General features: G+C 71.1%; 19 protein-coding genes. 9 read left to right on the top strand and 10 right to left on the bottom strand.

The genetic code is table 11. The annotated features are described in order from the left end of the window. The 5 genes from ACAX67_RS12475 to ACAX67_RS12455 form a co-directional block, all read right to left on the bottom strand. On the bottom strand, positions 1–1,119 hold the full coding sequence (locus tag ACAX67_RS12475) for a hypothetical protein (RefSeq protein ID WP_370704169.1): 1,119 nt from the start codon (positions 1,117–1,119) through the stop codon (positions 1–3). An 89-nt stretch (positions 1,120–1,208) separates the two neighbouring features. Next, positions 1,209–2,441: an MFS transporter gene (locus ACAX67_RS12470; RefSeq protein ID WP_370704168.1), complete on the bottom strand. Its 1,233-nt coding sequence runs from the start codon at positions 2,439–2,441 to the stop codon at positions 1,209–1,211. Between the two features lie 69 nt (positions 2,442–2,510). Next, entirely contained in the window at positions 2,511–3,749 is a 1,239-nt protein-coding gene (locus ACAX67_RS12465; RefSeq protein WP_370704167.1) for a hypothetical protein, read from the bottom strand. Then, positions 3,746–4,285, bottom strand: coding sequence for a SigE family RNA polymerase sigma factor (locus tag ACAX67_RS12460; protein WP_370704166.1), 540 nt, complete (start codon positions 4,283–4,285; stop codon positions 3,746–3,748). Before ACAX67_RS12460 ends, ACAX67_RS12465 begins: the two co-directional genes overlap by 4 nt. Positions 4,286–4,381: 96 nt before the next feature. Further along, positions 4,382–4,813: a Fur family transcriptional regulator gene (locus ACAX67_RS12455; RefSeq protein WP_370704165.1), complete on the bottom strand. Its 432-nt coding sequence runs from the start codon at positions 4,811–4,813 to the stop codon at positions 4,382–4,384. A 138-nt stretch (positions 4,814–4,951) separates the two neighbouring features. Between ACAX67_RS12455 and ACAX67_RS12450 the strand changes: the two genes are divergently transcribed. From ACAX67_RS12450 to ACAX67_RS12440, 3 genes are read left to right on the top strand one after another with little or no spacing between them, the layout of a single operon-like run. Next, the gene (locus tag ACAX67_RS12450; RefSeq protein ID WP_370704164.1) at positions 4,952–5,719 is read left to right on the top strand and encodes a hypothetical protein; all 768 of its coding nucleotides are present in this window, start codon (positions 4,952–4,954) and stop codon (positions 5,717–5,719) included. Next, positions 5,716–6,171 carry a phage holin family protein gene (locus ACAX67_RS12445; protein WP_370704163.1) on the top strand — a complete coding sequence of 152 codons (456 nt, stop codon included), beginning with the start codon at positions 5,716–5,718 and terminating at the stop codon, positions 6,169–6,171. Before ACAX67_RS12450 ends, ACAX67_RS12445 begins: the two co-directional genes overlap by 4 nt. Beyond that, positions 6,144–6,740: a DUF3618 domain-containing protein gene (locus ACAX67_RS12440; protein ID WP_370704162.1), complete on the top strand. Its 597-nt coding sequence runs from the start codon at positions 6,144–6,146 to the stop codon at positions 6,738–6,740. The genes ACAX67_RS12445 and ACAX67_RS12440 overlap by 28 nt, the downstream gene beginning before the upstream one ends. Positions 6,741–6,816: 76 nt before the next feature. Here ACAX67_RS12440 and ACAX67_RS12435 read toward each other — a convergent pair whose 3' ends face one another. The 4 genes from ACAX67_RS12435 to ACAX67_RS12420 form a co-directional block, all read right to left on the bottom strand. Next, positions 6,817–7,908: a WD40 repeat domain-containing protein gene (locus ACAX67_RS12435; protein ID WP_370704161.1), complete on the bottom strand. Its 1,092-nt coding sequence runs from the start codon at positions 7,906–7,908 to the stop codon at positions 6,817–6,819. Positions 7,909–7,961: 53 nt separating this feature from the next. After that, positions 7,962–8,129 (bottom strand): hypothetical protein, encoded by a 168-nt coding sequence (locus tag ACAX67_RS12430; RefSeq protein WP_370704160.1) that lies wholly within the window; start codon positions 8,127–8,129, stop codon positions 7,962–7,964. Between the two features lie 85 nt (positions 8,130–8,214). Next, the gene (locus tag ACAX67_RS12425; RefSeq protein ID WP_370704159.1) at positions 8,215–9,384 is read right to left on the bottom strand and encodes a class I SAM-dependent methyltransferase; all 1,170 of its coding nucleotides are present in this window, start codon (positions 9,382–9,384) and stop codon (positions 8,215–8,217) included. Between the two features lie 12 nt (positions 9,385–9,396). Next, positions 9,397–11,541, bottom strand: coding sequence for an MMPL family transporter (locus ACAX67_RS12420; protein ID WP_370704158.1), 2,145 nt, complete (start codon positions 11,539–11,541; stop codon positions 9,397–9,399). A gap of 312 nt (positions 11,542–11,853) precedes the next feature. On the opposite strand from ACAX67_RS12420, the gene groES reads away from it, so the two are divergent. The 6 genes from groES to ACAX67_RS12390 all read left to right on the top strand — a co-directional run bounded on the left by groES (position 11,854) and on the right by ACAX67_RS12390 (position 17,817). Further along, positions 11,854–12,147, top strand: coding sequence for a co-chaperone GroES (gene groES, locus ACAX67_RS12415; RefSeq protein WP_370704157.1), 294 nt, complete (start codon positions 11,854–11,856; stop codon positions 12,145–12,147). 136 nt (positions 12,148–12,283) lie between these two features. Further along, entirely contained in the window at positions 12,284–13,912 is a 1,629-nt protein-coding gene (gene groL, locus ACAX67_RS12410) for a chaperonin GroEL (RefSeq protein ID WP_370704156.1), read from the top strand. 65 nt (positions 13,913–13,977) lie between these two features. Beyond that, entirely contained in the window at positions 13,978–14,769 is a 792-nt protein-coding gene (locus ACAX67_RS12405; protein WP_370704155.1) for a DUF1684 domain-containing protein, read from the top strand. 4 nt (positions 14,770–14,773) lie between these two features. Beyond that, entirely contained in the window at positions 14,774–15,640 is an 867-nt protein-coding gene (locus ACAX67_RS12400; RefSeq protein WP_370704154.1) for a GNAT family N-acetyltransferase, read from the top strand. 150 nt (positions 15,641–15,790) lie between these two features. Then, entirely contained in the window at positions 15,791–16,936 is a 1,146-nt protein-coding gene (locus tag ACAX67_RS12395; RefSeq protein ID WP_370704153.1) for an FG-GAP repeat domain-containing protein, read from the top strand. Positions 16,937–16,998: 62 nt separating this feature from the next. Further along, positions 16,999–17,817, top strand: coding sequence for an SMP-30/gluconolactonase/LRE family protein (locus ACAX67_RS12390; protein WP_370704152.1), 819 nt, complete (start codon positions 16,999–17,001; stop codon positions 17,815–17,817). Here ACAX67_RS12390 and zwf read toward each other — a convergent pair. Further along, positions 17,807–19,264, bottom strand: a complete 1,458-nt coding sequence (gene zwf, locus ACAX67_RS12385; RefSeq protein WP_370704151.1) for a glucose-6-phosphate dehydrogenase — start codon at positions 19,262–19,264, stop codon at positions 17,807–17,809. The genes ACAX67_RS12390 and zwf overlap by 11 nt on opposite strands. Between the last annotated feature and the right edge of the window lie 176 nt (positions 19,265–19,440).

The raw sequence follows: 19,440 nt of genomic DNA, 5'->3' as shown, positions 1-19,440 counted from the left end.
TCAGTGCAGGATCATCGTGTAGGGGCTGTTCTCCTCCGAGCCCTTCACCGGGTCGGCGATCTCCTCGGTGGCCCCGTCGGTCGTCATCGCGAAGAGGTGCCACTGCGCGCCGTCGTACGAGTCGAGGACGAGGCGGCCGTCGGCCGACCAGGCCCAGTTGGAGCTGAAGCCGCCCTCGACGCCGTAGCGACCCGTCTCCTCCATGGTCTGCGCGTCGACGATCGCGAGGTCGGAGACGCCGAGCCCGTCGTAGTACGCCGGCAGAGCGAGCACGTGCTGGCCGTCGGGCGCGATCAGGTTGGCCTCGAAGTCGCAGGTCCGCCACCTGGGCTTGGTGCTGTTCTTCGTGAGGTCGACGAGCGCACTGCAGGAGCCGTCGTCCTCGACCCTGTCGACGTAGGTGACCAGGCCGTCGGCGGTGACGTCGTTGAAGTCGATCGCCGAGGGGATCGGGTTGTCGTTGACGCCGTGGGAGTCGAACTCCTGCGGCTGGCCGACGCCGGAGTTGACGAAGACCTGGCAGCCGTCGTGCACCTCGTAGCAGTTGGGACCGCCGATGACGGCCACGGCGGAGTAGGCGATCGTCTCGCCGGGGGCGGCGAGGTCGACGTGGCCCAGCTGGACCTGGCCGCCCTCCCAGGCGGTCATCACGTCGCCGCTCTCGGGGTCGATCCAGGCGATGGTGGTGCCGGCGTCGTTGACGACCACGGGGGCCGTCGTGCGGAACGTGTCGACGACGGTGCCGTCGGCCGCGATCACGTCGGCATCGGAGTAGATCTCGCCGTCCCACTTGGTGACGACGAGCCGGCCGTCCCAGATGACCGCGCCGTCGTAGTCCTTGGCCGGGAGCTCGACGGTGGTGCCGTCGGCCCGGTGCCAGGTGCCGCCCTCGACGTAGTCGATGCCGGCGGGGTCGGCCGGCGTGTCCGAGGTGTCGGTCGGGTCGGTCGTGGTGGTGGTGTCGTCGGCGGCCGGCGTGGTCGTCGCGGAGGACGAGGTGGTCGAGTCGTCGGCCGCCTTGGCGGGCGAGTCGTCGCCGTTGCCGCACGCGGTCGCGAGCACGGCGAGAGGGGCGATCACCGCCGCGACGGCGATCCGGGAGTGCAGCTTGATGGTCATGATGGTCCTTGCCCGATGGTCGAGGCGCTGGTGCGCCCGTCTGGCAGGAGGACGCCGATCGGGGCCGAACGGTTGCAATCCGTCGATCCCTAGGGGGGATCCGGGCTCGAGCCGTCGAGCTCGAGGTTGCGGATCGCGGGCCTGGTGGCGCCGATCGCGCCGACCACGACGCAGAGGACAGCGCTCCCGAGCATCACGTCACGGGTGCCGAACGCGATCGCGAGCGGACCGACGACGAGCTGCCCGATCGGCATCGCCACGAACGAGAAGAACCCGTCGATCGCCATCACCCGCGACAGCATGTGCTCAGGAACCTTCTCCTGCACCGTCAGGCTCCAGGAGAGGTTGACGACCGCCAGTCCCGCACCGGCGATGAGGAAGCCCACGGCGAGCGCGACGGTGTTGACCCAGGTGCCGAGCAGCAGCATGGGCACGGCCGAGGCGGTGAAGCCGAGCACGCACGCGCGCAGGGAGCGCCGCATCGTGAGGCGGGCGAGGAAGAAGGCCGACACGAACACCCCGACGGCCTGCCCGGCCCGCGCGAAGCCCCAGCCGTCGCCGCCGATCGTGTCGTTGGCGATCGACGGACCGAGCACGCCGAGTGATCCGCTGATCAGCGCGTTGAAGACGAGCGAGCAGGAGGCGACGGGGATCACCCACCCCAGCGACCGCACGTAGGACCACCCCGCCGCGAAGTCGCCGAGCACGCTCTGCTGGCGGTCGGGCCGCGCACCGAGCGGCAGTCGTACGGCGGAGAGGAACCCGGCTGCGACGACGTACGTCGCCGCGTCGGCTGCCAGCGCCCAGCCGGGCCCCACGGTCGCGACGAGCACGCCCGAGAGTGCGGGGCCGATGATGCTCAGGCCGCTCTCGGCCTGGCCCATCAGCAGGAACGCCGCCTTGCGCTCCTCCTTCGGCAGCAGCACGGGCACCATCCCGTGGAACGCGGGATAGCTCACCGCGAACACCGTGCCGCTGACGAGCTGCAGCACCACGAGGTGCCAGATCTCGGCGGTGCCGGTCAGCACGAGCGCGGCCGTGCAGGCCTGGACGATGCCCTGGACCAGGTTGCACCCGCGCAGCACCAGCGCCCGCGGCAGGCGGTCGGCGATCGCGCCGCCCAGCAGCATGAGCGCCACCATCGGCACCGTCCACGCCGCCACGACCCACCCGAGCGCCGACACCGAGTCGCTGATCGCCAGCACGGCGAAGGCCAGCGCGATCCCCGACATCGAGGACCCCGCGCTGTTGATGGTCTCCCCGAGGAAGAACCAGCGGAAGTTCGCGACCCGCAGGGGGGACAGGTGACCGCGGGACCTCACCCGCCGGAGGCTACCGGTGGGCGTCCCCAGTGTCGGGCGAGCTCCTCCGCGCCCGGACGGACCGCGGCATCAGTGCTGGACGATGACGAACGGGCTGTCCTCGGCCGGCCCCTTGGCGTCGGTCAGCTCGGTGAGCGAGCCGCTGGGCTCCATGGACATCAGGTGCCACGTCGCGCCGTCGTAGGTCGAGAAGACCAGGGTGTTCGACTCCGACCAGGCGTAGTCCGTGGACACGAAGCCTCCCTCGGGAGCGAACTGGCCGGTCGAGGCCCCGTCGGTGGCCTTCAGGATGTTGACCTGGGAGTCGCCCAGCCCGTCGCCGTACGACGGAGCGCCGGCGACGTACTTGCCGTCGGGCGAGATCGCCCCTGGGTCGAAGTCGCAGGTCTGCCAGGCGGGCTTGCCCTTCTCGAGGTCGTACAGGCCACCGCAGACCGAGGTGTCCTGGTTGTAGGTGTCGATGTAGGTCGCACGGAACCCGCCGACCGTGCCGGCGTCCGCATAGCTCTTCGCGCCGGGGATGGGGTTGTCGACGATCCCGTGGGAGGAGTACGTCGTCGGTTCGTCGCCGAGGTTGCTGTTGGCGAAGACCATGCAGCCGTCGACCGCCTCGTGGCAGTCGGGCCCCCCGGTGACGGCGGCCACCGTCCACGCGACGCCTTCGCCCGCGGCCGCGAGGTCCACGGTGCCGAGGTCGACCTCGTCGCCGTCCCACGCCGTCATGACCTTGCCGTCGGTACCGATCCACGCGATCGTCGTGCCGCCGTCGTTGACGGCGACAGGACTCGTGGTGGAGAACGAGTCGACCACCGTGCCGTCGTCCGCGATGACGTCGGCGACGTCGTAGACCTCGCCGTCGTAGCGCGTGGCGACCAGCTGGCCGTCCCAGAGCACGGCGGCCCGGTAGGGCTGGTCGTTCTTCGGCAGCTCCACGGTGTCACCGTCGGCCTGGTGCCACTCGCCGCGGGACAGGTAGTCGACCGCCACGTCGTCGTTCGCCGGATCGGACGTCTGGGACGTCGGCTGGTCGCTGCGGCCGACGTACGGCTGCTGGTCGGCCTTGCCGGTCCCGTGGCCGCCCGCGATCACCGCGATCGGCGTGATCACGGCGGCGACGCCGAGGACGCCGCCGGCGACGGCGGCGCGCCGGTTGCGGCGGATCTTGTGCGCCTTGCCCTTGACGGAGTCGAAGTCGAGCGGAGCCTCGTGGAGGTCGCGGACGCGCGCGTCGAAGTCGCGGGACATCGCTTCCTCCCAAGGGGTGTCGGAGCTGCTGGAGCTGGTGGGGTCGTTCGGGGTCTGGTTCATGACGTGGACTCCTCGCCGTAGCGGGGGTGGAGCTCGGCGGGCACCCGCTCGCGGAGAGCGGACAACGCCCGGCTGCACTGGGACTTGACGGTGCCGACGGAGATGCCGAGTGCGTCGGCGACCTCGGCCTCGGACATCTGCTCGTAGTAGCGGAGCACGACCACCGACCGCGCCTTCGGAGGCAGGGTCTGGACGACGGCCCACAGCTGGTCGTTGGTGCCGTCGTCGTACTGGTCGTGGTGCGGAGCACCCTCGGGGACCTCGTCGGTGGCCCACTCGCGCTTCTTCCACGCGCGGCGCCACAGCGAGTTGTTCTCGTTGACCATGATGCGGCGCACGTACGCGTCGACGGCGCCGCGGTCATGGACCTTGTCCCACGCCAGGTACAGCTTGGCGAGCGACGTCTGGAGGACGTCCTCGGCCTGGTGGCGATCGCCGGTGAGCAGGTACGCCGTGCGCAGCAGGCTGGGCTGCCGGACCGCGAGGTACTCGGTGAACTCGGCGTCCCGCTCTGCTTCGCGGGTCCTCCGGCTCATCGGCTGCCCTCCTTCGATCCTGGTCCCCGGGTGGAACTCTGTCGGGTGGAGGACGCAACCCGTCGGAGAATGGTTGCAATTGCCCTCGTGTCGCTCTCAGGCGGTGCTGCAGGCGGCGCACAGGCCGTGGAAGACGACCTCCGTCTGGAGCACCTGGAAGCGGTGCCGCTCCGCGACCTCGAGCCGCTCGCCCGCGGGCTCGGTGCGCGCGACGTTGGTGATCGAGCCGCACCGGTCGCAGACCAGGTGGTCGTGGTGGTCGCCGCCCGTCTCGAAGCGCGCCGGCGCCCCGGGGAGGTCGACCCGGCGCGCGAGGCCGGCCGAGACGAGCGCGTCGAGGCAGCGGTACACGGTCTGCGGTGACAGGCCGGCCACGATCTCCCGGGTGCGCTCGACCGTCTCGGCCACCGACAGGTGAGCCTGGTCGCTCCGCGCCCGCTCGAGGACCAGGAGCACGCCGAGCCGCGGCTGCGTCACCCGGAGCCCGGCCCGCCGCAGCCGAGCCTCCAACGCCCCCAGGTCCAGCACGCGCGGGAAGTACCCCCACGAACGCGAACGATTCGCGAACACGCCCGCAGGGCGCGCAGATCATGCGCACTTCGCGCAGGTCGGGGGTCGGGGGAGGAGGTCGGGGTATTGCGCTCCCTCTCCACGGAAGGGATTTCGATGACGACCTACGACTACGGAACAGGCGCCCCGCCGCAGACCGGCCCGGAAGGCACGCGGGAGCACGTCCAGCAACAGGCCCAGCAGGCCGCGAGCACCGCGGCCGACGAGGGCACGAGGGTGGCCGACGTCGCCAAGGACGAGGCGAGGTCCGTCGCGAGCGACGCGCAGGAGCAGGCGCGCAACCTCCTCGACGACGCGAGGACCCAGCTCGAGGAGCAGTCCCGCGGCCAGCTCGACAGCCTGCGCTCGACCTTGCAGTCCTTCGCCGACGACCTGGCGCGGATGACGCGGGGCGAGGCCGTCGAGGGCGGGCTCGCGCAGGACCTGGTGAGCCAGGTGGGCGACCACGCACGGACGCTGACCTCGCACCTCGAGGGCCGGGAGCCGGCCGAGCTGCTCGACCAGGCGCGTTCCTTCGCGCGACGGCGTCCCGGGACGTTCCTCCTCGGCGCCCTGGCGGCGGGAGTGGTGGCCGGCCGACTGGCGCGCGGGGCGAAGGACGCCCAGGGCGACCCGGGTACGACGCCTGCGCCATCGACCGCGGCGGGCAGCCCTGCGCCCGACCCCGTCGGGACGAGCACGGCCTCGATGTCGCCCGCCCCGCCCGCGCCGCCCGCCCCGCCGACCCAGGAGGTCCCGGCCTCCCCGGCACCCGCGGCCTGGCCGTCGGGCACCGCCACCGACGACCCGCTCGCCGGCACCGGTTCGCCGACCGGGACGCCGGTCTACCCCGCTGACGGTCCGACGCCCGGAGGCGCACTGTGACCGAGCAGCCGGGAACGACGTACGCCCCCGGTGGTCAGCAGACCGGGCCCGGTGGCACCACGACCACCGCGGACGGGCGCTCCCTGGGCGAGATCGTCGGCGACATCGCCAACGACCTGACCACCTTGGTGAAGCAGGAGATCGAGCTCGCCAAGACCGAGGCGAAGGCCGAGGCGGCGAAGGCGGGCAAGGGCGCCGGCCTCTTCGGCGGCGCCGGCATCGCCGGGCACCTGGCCCTGATCTTCCTGTCCCTGACGGTGATGTTCCTGCTCGACGAGTGGATGCACACCGCGCTCGCGGCACTGATCGTGACGGTGCTGTGGCTGGGTGCAGCAGCCCTGATGGCGGTCGTCGGGCGCAAGGAGCTGAAGTCGATGAACCCCAAGCTCGAGACAACGCAGAGGACCCTCAAGGAGGACGCGGCATGGGCCAAGCAGCTGAAGAACGGATGACGACGGGGATCGCCGACACACGGGAGCACCTGACCCGTGACGTCGACGCGCTCTACGACAAGGTCAGCCCCGGGCGGATCGTCGAACGGCGCAAGGAAGCGGTGCGCGGTCGGCTGTCGTCCCTCAAGGGCTCGGTCATGGGCACCGCGCAGAGCGCCAGCGGTACGACGCAGGGCGCTGCGGGCTCGGCCAGGGACGCCGCCTCCGGCGCCGTCGGCACGGTCACGGACGGCGCCCAGTCGGCGGTCGACGTGATCGAACGGCAGACCCAGGGGTCGCCGCTCGCGGCCGGCCTCGTGGCGTTCGGTGCCGGCATGGTGATCTCGGCGCTGCTCCCCGCCTCCGAGAAGGAGGCGCAGGCCGCTCAGCTGCTCACCGAGGCGGTGAAGGACTCACCGATCGCGGACCAGGCGAAGGCCGTCGGGCAGGAGGTCGGTCAGCACCTCAAGGAGTCCGCCACCGATGCGGTGCAGGAGGTGCGTGCAAGCGCCGAGGACAGCGCAGCGAACCTCAAGGACGAGGGCCAGTCGGCCGTGCAGGCCGTCAAGGAAGAGGCGCCCGGCACCTGACGGCAGGTCCACGAGCGACGCCGTCCACCGGTCACCGGTGGGCGGCATCGTCGTGCTCCCGGAGCGCTCCGGCTGATCAGCGGGACGTCTCGAACGCCACCCCGTAGGTGCCCTCCGACGGGGTCCAGTCGATGGCGGTGGAGAGCTCGCCGGTCGCCACGTCGATGCGCACGACGGCGGTGCGGTGCGGCAGGTCGACCCCGGCCAGCAGGTGGCGCTCGTCCTCCCAGGCGAGCTGCTCGGAGAGCCAGGCGCCGCGCCGGTACGACGGCCGCGGGAGCACTCGGCTGAGGTCGCCGGTCCGCGCGTCGAGCACCACGAGCCGGCGCCCCTCGAAGGCGAGCAGCCGGCGTCCCGACGGGCTGAAGGCGACGGGATAGGTGCCCTCCGCGTGCCACAACGGGTCGCGGCTGGCGAGGTCGACGACCTCGAGCGCGTTGTGGTCCTTGCCAGTGCGGAGCGCGACCAGGCGGGCGCTCGGGGCGACCGCGGTGGCCCCGTCGAGGGATCGGACCCTGCGCGGGGCGCCAGAAGCCGGCGCGAGCCAGGTGTCGGTGCGTCCGCCCCAGCCGGTCGTCAGCACCGCGGTGCCGTCGACCACGCCGACGACGGAGGTCAGGAAGGCCGGCGCGACGTGCAGTGCGACCCACGACGTCCCGCCCGTCGTGACGTCGGCCCGGTGCAGGCGGGTGGGGCGCTCCAGACCGGTCTCCGGCGGCGTGAACGTCAGCCAGTGGAGGGTCCGCCCGTCCGCGCTCAGGACAGGGGGCGAGCTGACCGTCCCGGACGCAAGGACGCGTCCGCTCCGGTCGAGCCGGTAGATCGCGGTCGTGCCCTCGAAGTACTGGTCGCTGGTGGCGAGGAAGTCGTCACCGAGCCGGGCGATCGAGGTGGTGCCGTGATCGGGCAGCACGCGGACGATGTGGCCGTCGGGAGCGTGGTAGCGGTGCCCGATGACGTAGCCGATCGCCGGCGGGCGGCCGACCCGCAGTCCCGCGAGCCAGGCGGTGGCGTCGAGGCCCGTGGGCGCCGCGGTCGTCACCGCGGTCGTCGGGCTCGACGGCGTGGTGGGTGACGACGGTCCCGCCGACGGGCCGCCGCCACCGCACCCGCTCAGGAGTACGGCGGCAGCGACCGCGGCGGCAAGGAGCTGTCGGGACGGGGCCATGCCCGTAGGACGCACGACCCCGGCTGCAGGTTGGCGCCCCGGATGCGGGCCGGTCAGCTGTGCACCGTCATCACCATCGCGATGACGATCAGGACCGTGCCGAGCGACAGCAGCAGCACGGTCTCGCCGGTGCGTGAGGAGCGGTGGGCTCCGCCTGCGCCGTCGGTGCGGGCGCCGGCCGTGACGGGCTCGGTCGCGCGGTGCTTCTTGGTGGTGCTCATCGGTGGATACCTCCGAGATCGGGATCCTTACACCGATCCGGACGAGGCACCCTGCCCGAACATCACGCGATTTCGGAGAAAAGGCTCAGAAGGGCGTCACGAGGAGCGCGGTGCCGTGCCCCTCGACCCGGGTCAGCACGAGGGTCGCCTCCTCGTCGCCCACCAGCGCCAGCCGCTTGCGCAGCGCCTCCGGGGTCACGTCCACGCCGCGCTTCTTGATCGTCAGCCGGCCGATCCCGCGCTCGCGCAGCGCCGCCTTGAGCTGCTTCTCGCGGTAGGGGAGGTGCTCGACCACCCGGTAGCCGCGCGCGAACGGGGTGCGGAAGGACTGGTCGGAGGTGACGTAGGCGATCTTCGCGTCGAGGAGGCGGCCCGCCACCCCGGCAGCGACCGCGGTGACCAGGCCGGCGCGGATGACCGCGCCGTCCGGCTCGTAGAGGTAGTCGCCGACGGGACCGACCCCGACCTCGTCGACGCCCGGGTCGTCCTCGTCGGTGATCGATGCCAGCCCGCCGGGGCCGATCACGGTGGCGCGACGGTCGGCGGTCGCCGTACGCCCGGACCAGAGCGCGGCCTCCTTGACCTCGCCGCCGTCGCTGACCCACTCGGCCTCGACGCCGGCGGGCACCAGGTCGTGGGGGATGCCGGGGGCGACCTTGACGCAGGCGTCGCGGCGCAGCAGCTCGGTGACCCACGACCACGGCGGCACCCAGTCGTCGACGTCGAAGCTGCGGCCGGCTCCGGTGCGGCGCGCAGGGTCGGCGAAGGCGATGTCGAAGGGGGCGTGGTTGACGGTCGTCGCGTCGGCGACCTGGACCGCGCCGGGAAGTCCGAGCGCCGCGAGGTTGGCCTCGGCGACGGCGACCCGCACGGGGTCGCGGTCGACACCGGCGCAGACCATCCCGGTGCGCGCCGCGGCGATCAGGTCGCCGCCGATCCCGCACCCGAGGTCGATCAACGTGGTCGCGCCGAAGGCGCCGTAGCGCCCCGCGCGGTGCGTGGACACCGGGAGGCGGGTCGCCTGCTCCAACGCGTCAGGGGTGAAGTAGAGCCGGGCGGCAAGGTCGCCGAACTTCGCCTCCGCCTTGGCGCGCAGCTCGACCTGGGTCAGGGCGGTCGCCACCGCCTCCGGCGGAGCAGTACGACGGAGCTCGGCCTGCGCCCGGAGCTCGGGGACGTCCACGAGCTCGGTCGCCCGAGCGAGGAGCGCCTGCCCCTCGTCGGTGAGCAGCCAGCGGAAAGACTCCAGGTCCACCCGCCGATCCTGTCAGGTGGTGGTCTCGACCTCGCGGTGCGGGCGCTCCTCGTCGCCGTGGCCGGGCCACCAGGCGGCGTGCCCGATGAGCGCGGTCAGCGACGGCGTGAAGAACATCGCCATCACGAAGGCGGCGAGCAGGATGCCGATGGCGAGGGCGAAGCCCATCGAGACGATCAGCGTGTTGCCGCCGAGCATCAGCGAGCCGAACGTGCCGGCGAGGATGACACCGGCCGACGCGATGGTGGGGCCGGCCTCCTTGACCGCGAACGCGGCAGCGGCGCGGGGCTCCCGGCCCTCGCGGGCCTCCTCGCGTAGTCGCGCGATCATCAAGATGTTGTAGTCGGTGCCGAGGGCCGTGACGAACAGGTAGATGTAGATCGGCAGCATGAAGATCAGGCCGGGCTCGCCGCCGATGTGCTGGAACGCGATCACCGTGGCGCCGAGGGTCGCCGCGAAGCCGAGACCGACCGCGGCCATGAGGTACCACGGGGCCACGAGGCTGCGCAGCAGCAGCGCGAGGATCAGCATGATGACGATCGCCGCGACCGGGAAGACGACCTTGTAGTCGCGTGCCATCGCCTTCGACATGTCGGCGAAGATGCCGGGCGTGCCGCCGACGTACGCCTCGGTGCCGTCGGGCGTGTACTTGTGGGCCGCGTCGCGGATCGGGCCCGCGACGTTGTCCTGGGCCGCGTCGGACGTCGGGTCGTCGGTCAGGGTCACGTAGAGCTGGTAGGCCGATCCGTCCTTCGAGGCGACCGGGTCGCTCACCTTGTCGACGCCATCGGCCTCGCCGAGCGCGGTCTTGAGCGGTGCGAGGTCCTCCGCGGTCACGTCCTCGCCCTGGGTGTCGACCAGCACCGGGACGGGATCGGCGGCGCCCTTCGAGAAGTGGTCCTCGAGGGTGTGCTGCGCCTCGGTCGACTCCACGCCCTTGGGCAGGCTGGAGGCGAAGTCGAAGGACGGGTTGAAGCCGAGCGCCGCCAGCGCGATCACGGTCATGACGCCACCGGAGGCGAGGGCGATCATGCCGGGCCGCTTCCCGACCGTGTCGCCGAACTTCTTGAACGTGCCGTGCTGCGGCTCGCGCTGCCAGGACTTCGAGGGCCAGAAGAGCGCCTTGCCGAGCAGCGAGACGATCGCGGGCACCAGCGTCAGCGCCGCGAGCAGCGTGACGAAGACGGCGATCGCGAGGGCCGGGCCGATCGCCCGGAAGATGCTGAGCGAGCTGAGGATCAGCGCCATGAACGACACGATCACCGCGCCACCGGCGGAGGCGATCGCCTCGCCGGCGCGGTCGAGGCTGTGGATCACCGAGTCCTTCACGGCCGCTCCCTGGCGCAGCCGCTCCCGGTGCCGGAAGAGGAAGAAGAGGATGTAGTCGGTGCCGACGCCGTAGAGGACCACGACGAGGATCTGCTCGACCGACGAGTCGGCCTTGAGGTCGAAGACCTTGTTGGCCCACCCGATCGCACCCGTCGCGATCACCGACACGAGTGCGACCGTCACGATCGGCAGGAGGCAGATCAGCACGCTGCGGAAGATGAGCGCGAGCAGGCCGATGATGAGGACGACGGTCGCGATGCCGACGATGAGCAGGGTCTTGTCGCCGGACTCCTGGGAGTCGAGGCTCTGCGGGACGGTGCCCGTCGTGCGGATCTCGAGGTCGGTGCCGTCGGTCAGGCTCTCGATGTCGTCGCGCAGGTCCTTGCCGTCGTCGATGTTCTGCGGGTCGTAGCCGCTCGCGTCCTCGGCCAGCGGGATGACACCCAGGAGGACCGTCCCGTCCGCCGACAGGTTCGGGTTGCCCTTCTCGTCGGTCATCACGACGGTCTGCTGGAAGGTCTTCTTCGACAGCTCGGGCCCGAGCTTGCCGGCGATGTCCATCGCGGCCTTCTGGTCGTCGCCCGACAGCTTGCCGCCACCGTCGCGCTCGACGATGAGGATCGCGCCGGGCGCCGATGCCTGGGCGAACTCGTCGCTCTGGAGGTTCATCGCCTTGATCGACTCGTAGTGGTCGGGCAGGAACTCCGAGTTGTCCTGCGTCGACTCCAGGGCGGGCGCGAACGCGCCGACGAGGACGGCGATCACGACCCACGCGGCGATGACGTACCAGCGGAAACGGGTGACGAAAGCTCCGAGCGCACCGAACATGGCCCCGACGCTAGTGGTTGACGGTGCGGCACGGTCAACCGACTTTGGTCGGTGTTGTCGCGGCGCCGGCGGGTCCTCCGTCGTCAGCGCCGGGCAGCGTGCGGGGCCGAGGACCCAGGGGTCCCTCTGGCACTCGTTGGCCGTGAGTGCTAGTTTCGGCGTTGGCACTCTCGTCATGAGTGTGCCAGCGCTTGCCGATGAGAGTGCGACCCCCGCGACGGCGTACTCCTGGAGGCAAGCACCAAACGTGGGCGGGCGTCAGCCCGTCGGACCTGCACACCAGATATCGAAGTGAGAAAGAGGTCGATCGACGTGTCGATCAACATCAAGCCGCTCGAGGACCGCATCGTCGTCAAGCCGCTCGAGGCCGAGCAGACCACCGCCTCCGGCCTGGTCATCCCGGACACCGCGAAGGAGAAGCCCCAGGAGGGCGAGGTCCTCGCGATCGGCCCCGGCCGGGTGGACGACAACGGCAACCGCGTCCCGCTCGACGTCGCTGTCGGTGACAAGGTCATCTACAGCAAGTACGGCGGCACCGAGGTGAAGTACTCCGGCCAGGAGCTGCTCATCCTCTCGGCGCGCGACATCCTCGCCGTCGTTTCCTGATTGATTTCGAGACGGCCGAGGCACACCGGCGCTGACGCGCCGGTGTGCCTCGGCCTCCTCAATCTCCTCGCCTTTCGGGACCGGCTCGCAAGCTCGCCGCTCCCGGGCTCGGACCCTCTCTACTAGGAGTAGACGAATGCCGAAGATCCTGGAGTTCGACGAGGGCGCCCGCCGCGCCCTCGAGCGGGGCGTTGACGCCCTCGCCAACGCGGTCAAGGTGACGCTGGGCCCGAAGGGCCGCTACGTCGTCCTCGACAAGAAGTGGGGAGCCCCCACCATCACCAACGACGGCGTGACGGTCGCGCGTGAGATCGAGCTCGACGACCCGTTCGAGAACCTCGGTGCGCAGCTCACCAAGGAGGTCGCGACCAAGACCAACGACGTCGCCGGCGACGGTACGACGACCGCCACCGTGCTGGCGCAAGCGATGGTCCACGAGGGCCTGCGCGCCGTGGCCGCGGGTGTCAACCCGATGGGCATCAAGCGCGGCATGGACGCCGCGGCGCAGGCCGTGTCCGACGCGCTGCTCGCGTCGGCCCGCGAGGTGGAGTCGAAGGACGACATGGCCAACGTGGCCACGATCTCCAGCCGCGACAGCCACATCGGCGACCTGCTCGCCGAGGCGTTCGACAAGGTGGGCAAGGACGGTGTCATCACCGTCGAGGAGTCCAACACCATGGGCACCGAGCTCGAGTTCACGGAGGGCATGCAGTTCGACAAGGGCTACATCTCCGCCTACTTCGTGACCGACACGGAGCGCATGGAGGCCGTCCTCGAAGACCCGTACATCCTCCTGCACCAGGGCAAGATCTCGGCGATCGCCGACCTGCTGCCCCTGCTGGAGAAGGTCATCCAGGCCGGCAAGTCGCTCTTCATCCTCGCCGAGGACGTCGACGGTGAGGCCCTCTCGACGCTCGTCGTCAACAAGATCCGCGGCACCTTCACCGCCGTCGCGGTCAAGAGCCCTGCCTTCGGCGACCGCCGCAAGGCGATGATGCAGGACATCGCGATCCTGACCGGTGGTCAGGTCATCGCGCCCGAGGTCGGCCTCAAGCTCGACCAGATCGGTCTCGAGTCGCTCGGCCAGGCCCGTCGCGTCGTCGTCACCAAGGACAGCACCACGATCGTCGACGGCGCCGGTGACTCCGCGCAGGTCGAGGGCCGGGTGGCGCAGATCCGCAAGGAGATCGAGGCCGCCGACAGCGACTGGGACGAGGAGAAGCTCCAGGAGCGTCTCGCCAAGCTCGCCGGCGGCGTCTGCGTGATCAAGGTCGGCGCGGCCACCGAGGTGGAGCTCAAGGAGCGGAAGCACCGCATCGAGGACGCCGTCTCCGCGACGCGCGCCGCGATCGAGGAGGGCATCGTCCCCGGCGGTGGCTCCGCGCTCATCCACGCGGTGTCGGTGCTCGACAAGGACCTCGGCCTCACGGGCGACGAGGCGATCGGCGTGCGCATCGTGCGCAAGTCCGCCGAGGAGCCCCTGCGCTGGATCGCCGAGAACGGCGGTGAGAACGGCTACGTCGTCACCACCAAGGTCCGCGAGCTCGGTGTCGGCAACGGCTACAACGCCGCCACCGGCGAGTACGGCGACCTGGTCGCCCAGGGCGTCCTCGACCCGGTCAAGGTGACCCGCTCGGCGCTGGTCAATGCGGCCTCGATCGCCGCGATGCTGCTGACGACCGAGACCCTCGTGGTCGACAAGCCCGAGGAGGAGGAGCCCGACGCAGGCACCGGCCACGGGCACGGTCACGGCCACGGTCACTGATCGATCCCGCACGTCCACCGGGTCGGCTCTTGTCAAAGGAGCCGACTCGGTGCATTTTTTCCCCGGTGGACGATGCGACCTTTCTCGGGGAGTGGCGCGACTGGCACGAGGCCCGCGAGCAGCGGCTGGTCTCGCCGCACGGCTTCCTGGCCATCACCGGCCTGCACTGGCTCGACGACGCACCAGCACGGATCCCCGGCGTGCCCGGCGCGTGGTCCTTCGGGCCGGACGGCGTCGTCGTCGAGCTCGGCGAGGACGAGCGGCTGAGCCTCGACGGGCGTGACCTGGCGGGCCGGGCCGTGATCGGAGAGGTGGACGAGAGCGGGATCCTCGCGGAGTCGGGTGACCTGCGGATCGAGGTCGCGCGCCGCGGCGGTGCCGTGCTGCTCCGGCCCCGCGATCCCGCGCACGCGCTGCGCACGGAGCACCGGGAGACCCCGACCTACCCGCCCTCCCGGCACTGGCAGGTGGCCGCGACGTTCCACCCCTACGCGGCGGTGGCGCCCACCGACATCGAGATCCAGAACCTTCCCGACGCCGTCGTCGAGGACGCGGTCGGGGAGGTGACCTTCCGGATCGACGGGGAGGAGCAGCGCCTCGTGGCCCTCGACGACGAGGGCGGGTTGTGGCTGCTCTTCTCCGACGCGACATCGGGCCGCACGACGTACGGCGCCGGGCGCCAGCTCTCCGCCCCGCCGCCGGGGCCTGACGGGACTGTCGTGCTCGACTTCAACCGGGCCACCAACCTGCCGTGCGCCTACACCGCCTTCACGACGTGCCCGATCCCGCCGCCTCAGAACCGGATGAAGATCCCGGTCGCGGCGGGCGAACAGGTCCCGTCCGATGAGGCATGCTGAACCCATGCTGTGGAGGGTGCGCGCCGACCTGCCGAACCGCCCGGGCAAGTTCGCTGCCCTGGCGCAGGAGTGCGGCACCGCGGGGGTGAACATCGGCGCGATCCAGGTCTTCGGCGGTGACGATCCGAGCATCGCGACCGTCGAGGTGGTGCTCGACAGCCCAGCGGACTGGGGCGAGGCCGAGGTCGTCGACGTCGTCAGTCGCTCCGGTGGCGAGTCCGTCGTGGCGCAGTCGGTCAACGAGCATGCGCTCGACGACCAACCGACCCGCTACGTGCGTGCGGCGCAGAAGATCCTCGACCACCCCGCCTCCTTCCCCGACGTGGTCGCCCACCTCTTCGACGCCGACATCGAGCCGAGCCACGGCTCGGAGGACGTTCTGGAGATGACGGTCGGCACCGCGGTCATCCAGGTCCGGCGCGACGCGCCCTTCACCCCCGCCGAGCGCGCCCGCGGCTCGGCGCTGGCCGAGCTCGTCGGTGACGTGCTGAGCCGGCAGGCGCCCGCCGCGCCGGCCACGGCCGACGCCTCCGAGCCGACCTACGTCACGGGCGAGGCCGAGGTGTCCTGCCTCGTCGGCGGCCGGGTCGTCGGCCGCGCCTGGCACGAGACGCCGGCCGAGTCCGACGCCCCCTGGCCGGTCGACATGTGGGTCGAGCCGGCCTGGCAGCGCCGCGGGCTCGGCACCAAGCTGCTCTCCGACGTCGCCCGGATGGCGCGCGCCCGCGGTGCGGACGAGATCGTGCTGACCGCCCCCGCCGACAGCCAGTCCGTGCTCCCCATGGTGCTCTCCGCGGGTCTGCGCGGTCGCATCCGGATGGCGGGAGACTCACTCACCGTGCGGATCGCGGTGGGCGAGCTCAGGGTGTAGGGGTCTTTCGCTAGTCATTTCGCGTCATTGACGCTCCAGCGCAGCCGGAGAGAGCATCGGTCCTCACCTTTCAGCTCCCCGGAAGGCTCCCCCATGAGCGATCGAACAGTCCTGTTCGCGCTGTCTGGCCGTCGAGCACGACGAGCAGCAATGATCGCGCTCGCGGTCGCCTTCTGCGGCTGGCTGCCGGCGATGGCGGCATCCACCGACTTCGACCCGGCGCCCGGGAGTCCCAAGCACCTCGACCGGTCGCCCGGGAAGGTCGCACTCGCGGACCTCGACGGCGACGGCGACCTCGACCTCGCGGTCGCCGAGCCGCTCGGCGACGTGATCGGCGACAACGACCACGTGGCCATCTTCATGAACAACGGCGCCGGGAGGTTCGCGGCACGGAGCACCAGCCCCGAGTCGACGGGTGACAATCCCTCCGACATCGAGCCCGCAGACATCGACGGTGACGGCGACCTGGACCTCGTCATCCCGAACTACTCCTCGGGAGACCTGACCATCCTCGTGAACAACGGCCTCGGCAACTTCTCGCCGCGCTCGACCAGCCCGGAGACCGGCTACGACACGGCGGTCGCGGTCGCCGCGGTCGATGTCGACGGCGACGGCGACCTCGACCTCGCGGTCGCCCAGGACACCGCCAAGCGGGTGGCGATCCTCGTCAACAACGGCCTCGGCAACTTCAGGCCCCGCTTCACGAGCCCGGAGCTCGCGATCGCCGACCCGCACGACATCGTCGCGGCCGACTGGGACGAGGACGGGGACATGGACCTGGCGGTGGCCAGCGTCAACGCGCACTGGGTCTCGGTGCTCTACAACACCGGCGTCGGCAACTACGTCTACCGCGACTTCATCACGGTCCGGCAGACGGGCAACGCGCCCGACGCCCTCGCCGTCCTCGACGCCAACAAGGACGGGCATCCGGACCTCGCCGTCGCGAACCGCACGGACAACACCGTGTCGGTCATGCTCAACAACGGCCACGGTCTGCTCACCCAACGCACGACCGGTCCCGAGGCGGTCGGCCTACGGCCGAACGACCTCACCGCGGCCGACTTCGACGGCGACGGTGACACCGACCTCGCGGTGGTCAACGGCAACTCCGGCGACGCGACGATCCTCGTCAACAACGGGTTCGGCAACTACAGCGCGGCTCCGACGAGCCCGGAAGGGATCGGCAGAGGACCGGTCGGCGTCGCCAGCGGCGACATCGACGGCGACGGGGACCCGGATCTGGTGGCCTCGGCCTTCAACGACTTCGACGTGGTCGTCCTGCGCAACCTCGGCTGAGTCACCCGGCCCAGGATCGGTGTGGCTAGGAGCCGCTGTCGACGTGGGGCCGATGAGTCCGGGTGACCGCGGCGGTCTCCAGCACCATGAGCAAGATCGACGTCGTCCTCTCCGACCTCGCCTTCCCCGAGTCGCCCCGGTGCCGCGACGGCCGCGTCTACGTCTCCGACTGGGGTGCCGGTGAGGTCCACGCCCTCGTGAGCGGCGGCTCCGAGGTCGTCGCCAGGGGCAGCGCGTTCCCGATGTGCATCGACTTCCTCCCCGACGGGCGGCTGGTCGTCGTGCACGGTCGCGAGCTGCTGGTGCAGGAGACCGACGGTGTCTTCGCGACGTACGCCGACCTGGCGCACCTGTCCGAGCACGGCTTTAACGACGTCACGGTCACCAAGGACGGCTTCGTCTACGTCGGCAACGTGGACTTCGAGTTCCCCGGCGGTGAGCCGCGGCCGGGGTTCATCGCCGTCGTCACGCCCGACGGCCGTGCCGAGCGGGTCGCCGGCGGCGTGATGTTCCCGAACGGCCTCGCGGTGATCGGGGACGAGCTCGTCGTCGCGGAGTCCTACGGGAGCCGGCTGACCGCCTTCCCCATCGGCGCCGACGGGTCGCTGGGGGAGGGCCGCACGTGGGCCGACCTCGGCGAGGGCGTGCCCGACGGCATCTGCGTGGACCCGGCCGGGAGGATCTGGTACGCCGACGTGCCGCACGAGTCCTGCACCCTGGTCGCCGAGGGCGGGGAGCTCGTCCGGACGATCGGCCTGGACCGGGGCGCCTTCTCGTGCGCGCTCGACGGGGACACGCTCTACGTCGCGACGAACCTGTGGACCGGCGGACCGACGCCGGGTCGCAATGGCCAGCTCGTCGCGGTCGACCTCAGCTCTTGAACGACCTGTCGGGTGGGTGGTTGCCGAGTCGCCAGCCGCCCAGCGGGAGGTCGACCGCGTCCTGCGGTCCCCACGAGCCCTGCTCGTAGGGCTGCGTCTCGGGCCGGCGGTCGAGCACGGGCTGGCAGATCTCCCACAGCCGCTCGACCTCGCCCGAGCTGATGAAGAGCGTGCGGTCGCCGCGCATCACGTCGAGGAGCAGGCGCTCGTAGGCCTCGAGCGGGTCCGACCCGGGAGCGTCGCCGACCAGGTCGAGCCGGAAGACGCCTTCCACGAGCGCCATGTCGGGGCCCGGTCGCTTGGCGCGGACGTCGATGGCGATCCGCGGGTCGTCGGCGAGCTCGATGACGAGCTCGTTGGGCGCCGGCGTGCCGCCGTCCTCCGGCTTGAGCCAGCGGTGACGCGGGTCGTGGAATCGGATCGTGATCGTGCGCCGCCCCTCGGCCAGCGCCTTGCCGGTGCGCAGGTAGAACGGCACGTCGCGCCAACGGTCGTTGTCGATCCAGACCTCGATCGCCACGAACGTCTCCACGTCGGAGTCGTCGGCGACGTCGGGCTCGTCGCGGTAGCCGTCGTACTGCCCGAAGACGACACGGTCCGGGTCGAGCACCCTGACCGCGCCGAAGACGGCGGCCTTCGCGGCGCGGATCGCGGACTCCCGGTAGGCGTGCGGGTCCTCCAGCGCGACGAACCCCAGCAGCTGACACAGGTGCGTGGTGACCATGTCGCGCAGGCAGCCGGTGCCCTCGTAGAAGCTGCCGCGTCCCTCGACCGTCAGCTTCTCCGGCACGTCGATCTGCACCGACTCGATGGTGTGCCTGTTCCACGCCGGCTCGAAGAGCCCGTTGGCGAAGCGCAGCGCGAGGATGTTCTGCACCGCCTCCTTGCCGAGGAAGTGGTCGATCCGGAAGATCTGACCCTCCTCGAAGGCGTCGCGCAGCACCGCGTCGAGCGCGCGCGCCGACGCGAGGTCGGTGCCGAACGGCTTCTCCGCGACGAGCCGCGACCGGTCGACCAGGTCCTCCTCGGCGAGCATGCCGACCATGCTCTCGACGGCGGAGGGCGGCACGGAGAGGTAGAGCAGCCGTCGTACGTCGCCCAACAGGCAGCCCGCCTCCTCCAGGATCTTGTCCTCCGCGTCCCGCACCGCCTGCGCCAGGTCCTTGCCGTCGTCGGCGGAGGAGGTCACGAACGTGATCCGCTCCAACAGCGGCCCGGCGAGCTCCTCGTCGACCTCGCCCACGAACTTCTCGAGCGCCTCGCGGACGTGGTCGCGGAACTCCTCGTCGGTCCCCGGCGAGCGGCGCCCGCTGCCGATCACGGCGAGGTGCTCCGGCAGGCGGCCGTCCTGAGCCAACCGGTAGAGACCGGGGAAGAGCTTCCGGGAGGCGAGGTCACCGGTCGCGCCGAAGAGGACCAGCACGTGCGGGGGGAGGTCGTTGGTCACCGCCCCAGCCTGACTGATCGGCGCAAGGACCGCGAGGGTGATCGGTCGTTCGGATCCGTGGTCACCAGGCACCACCTCGGTGTTCGGCGCGCTCCCGGGGCGGTATGACCGGTCGCAGCGCAGAGGGAGTGGCCGCTTCTCCGTGGGAGCGAGACGAACACTGAGTTACAGCGCGC

It is taken from the genome of Nocardioides candidus, assembly GCF_041321175.1.
In the GTDB taxonomy this organism is placed as follows: Bacteria; Actinomycetota; Actinomycetes; order Propionibacteriales; family Nocardioidaceae; genus Nocardioides.
Note: the sequence above shows the minus strand (reverse complement) of the source record. Positions and strands in the feature narration are given on the sequence as shown.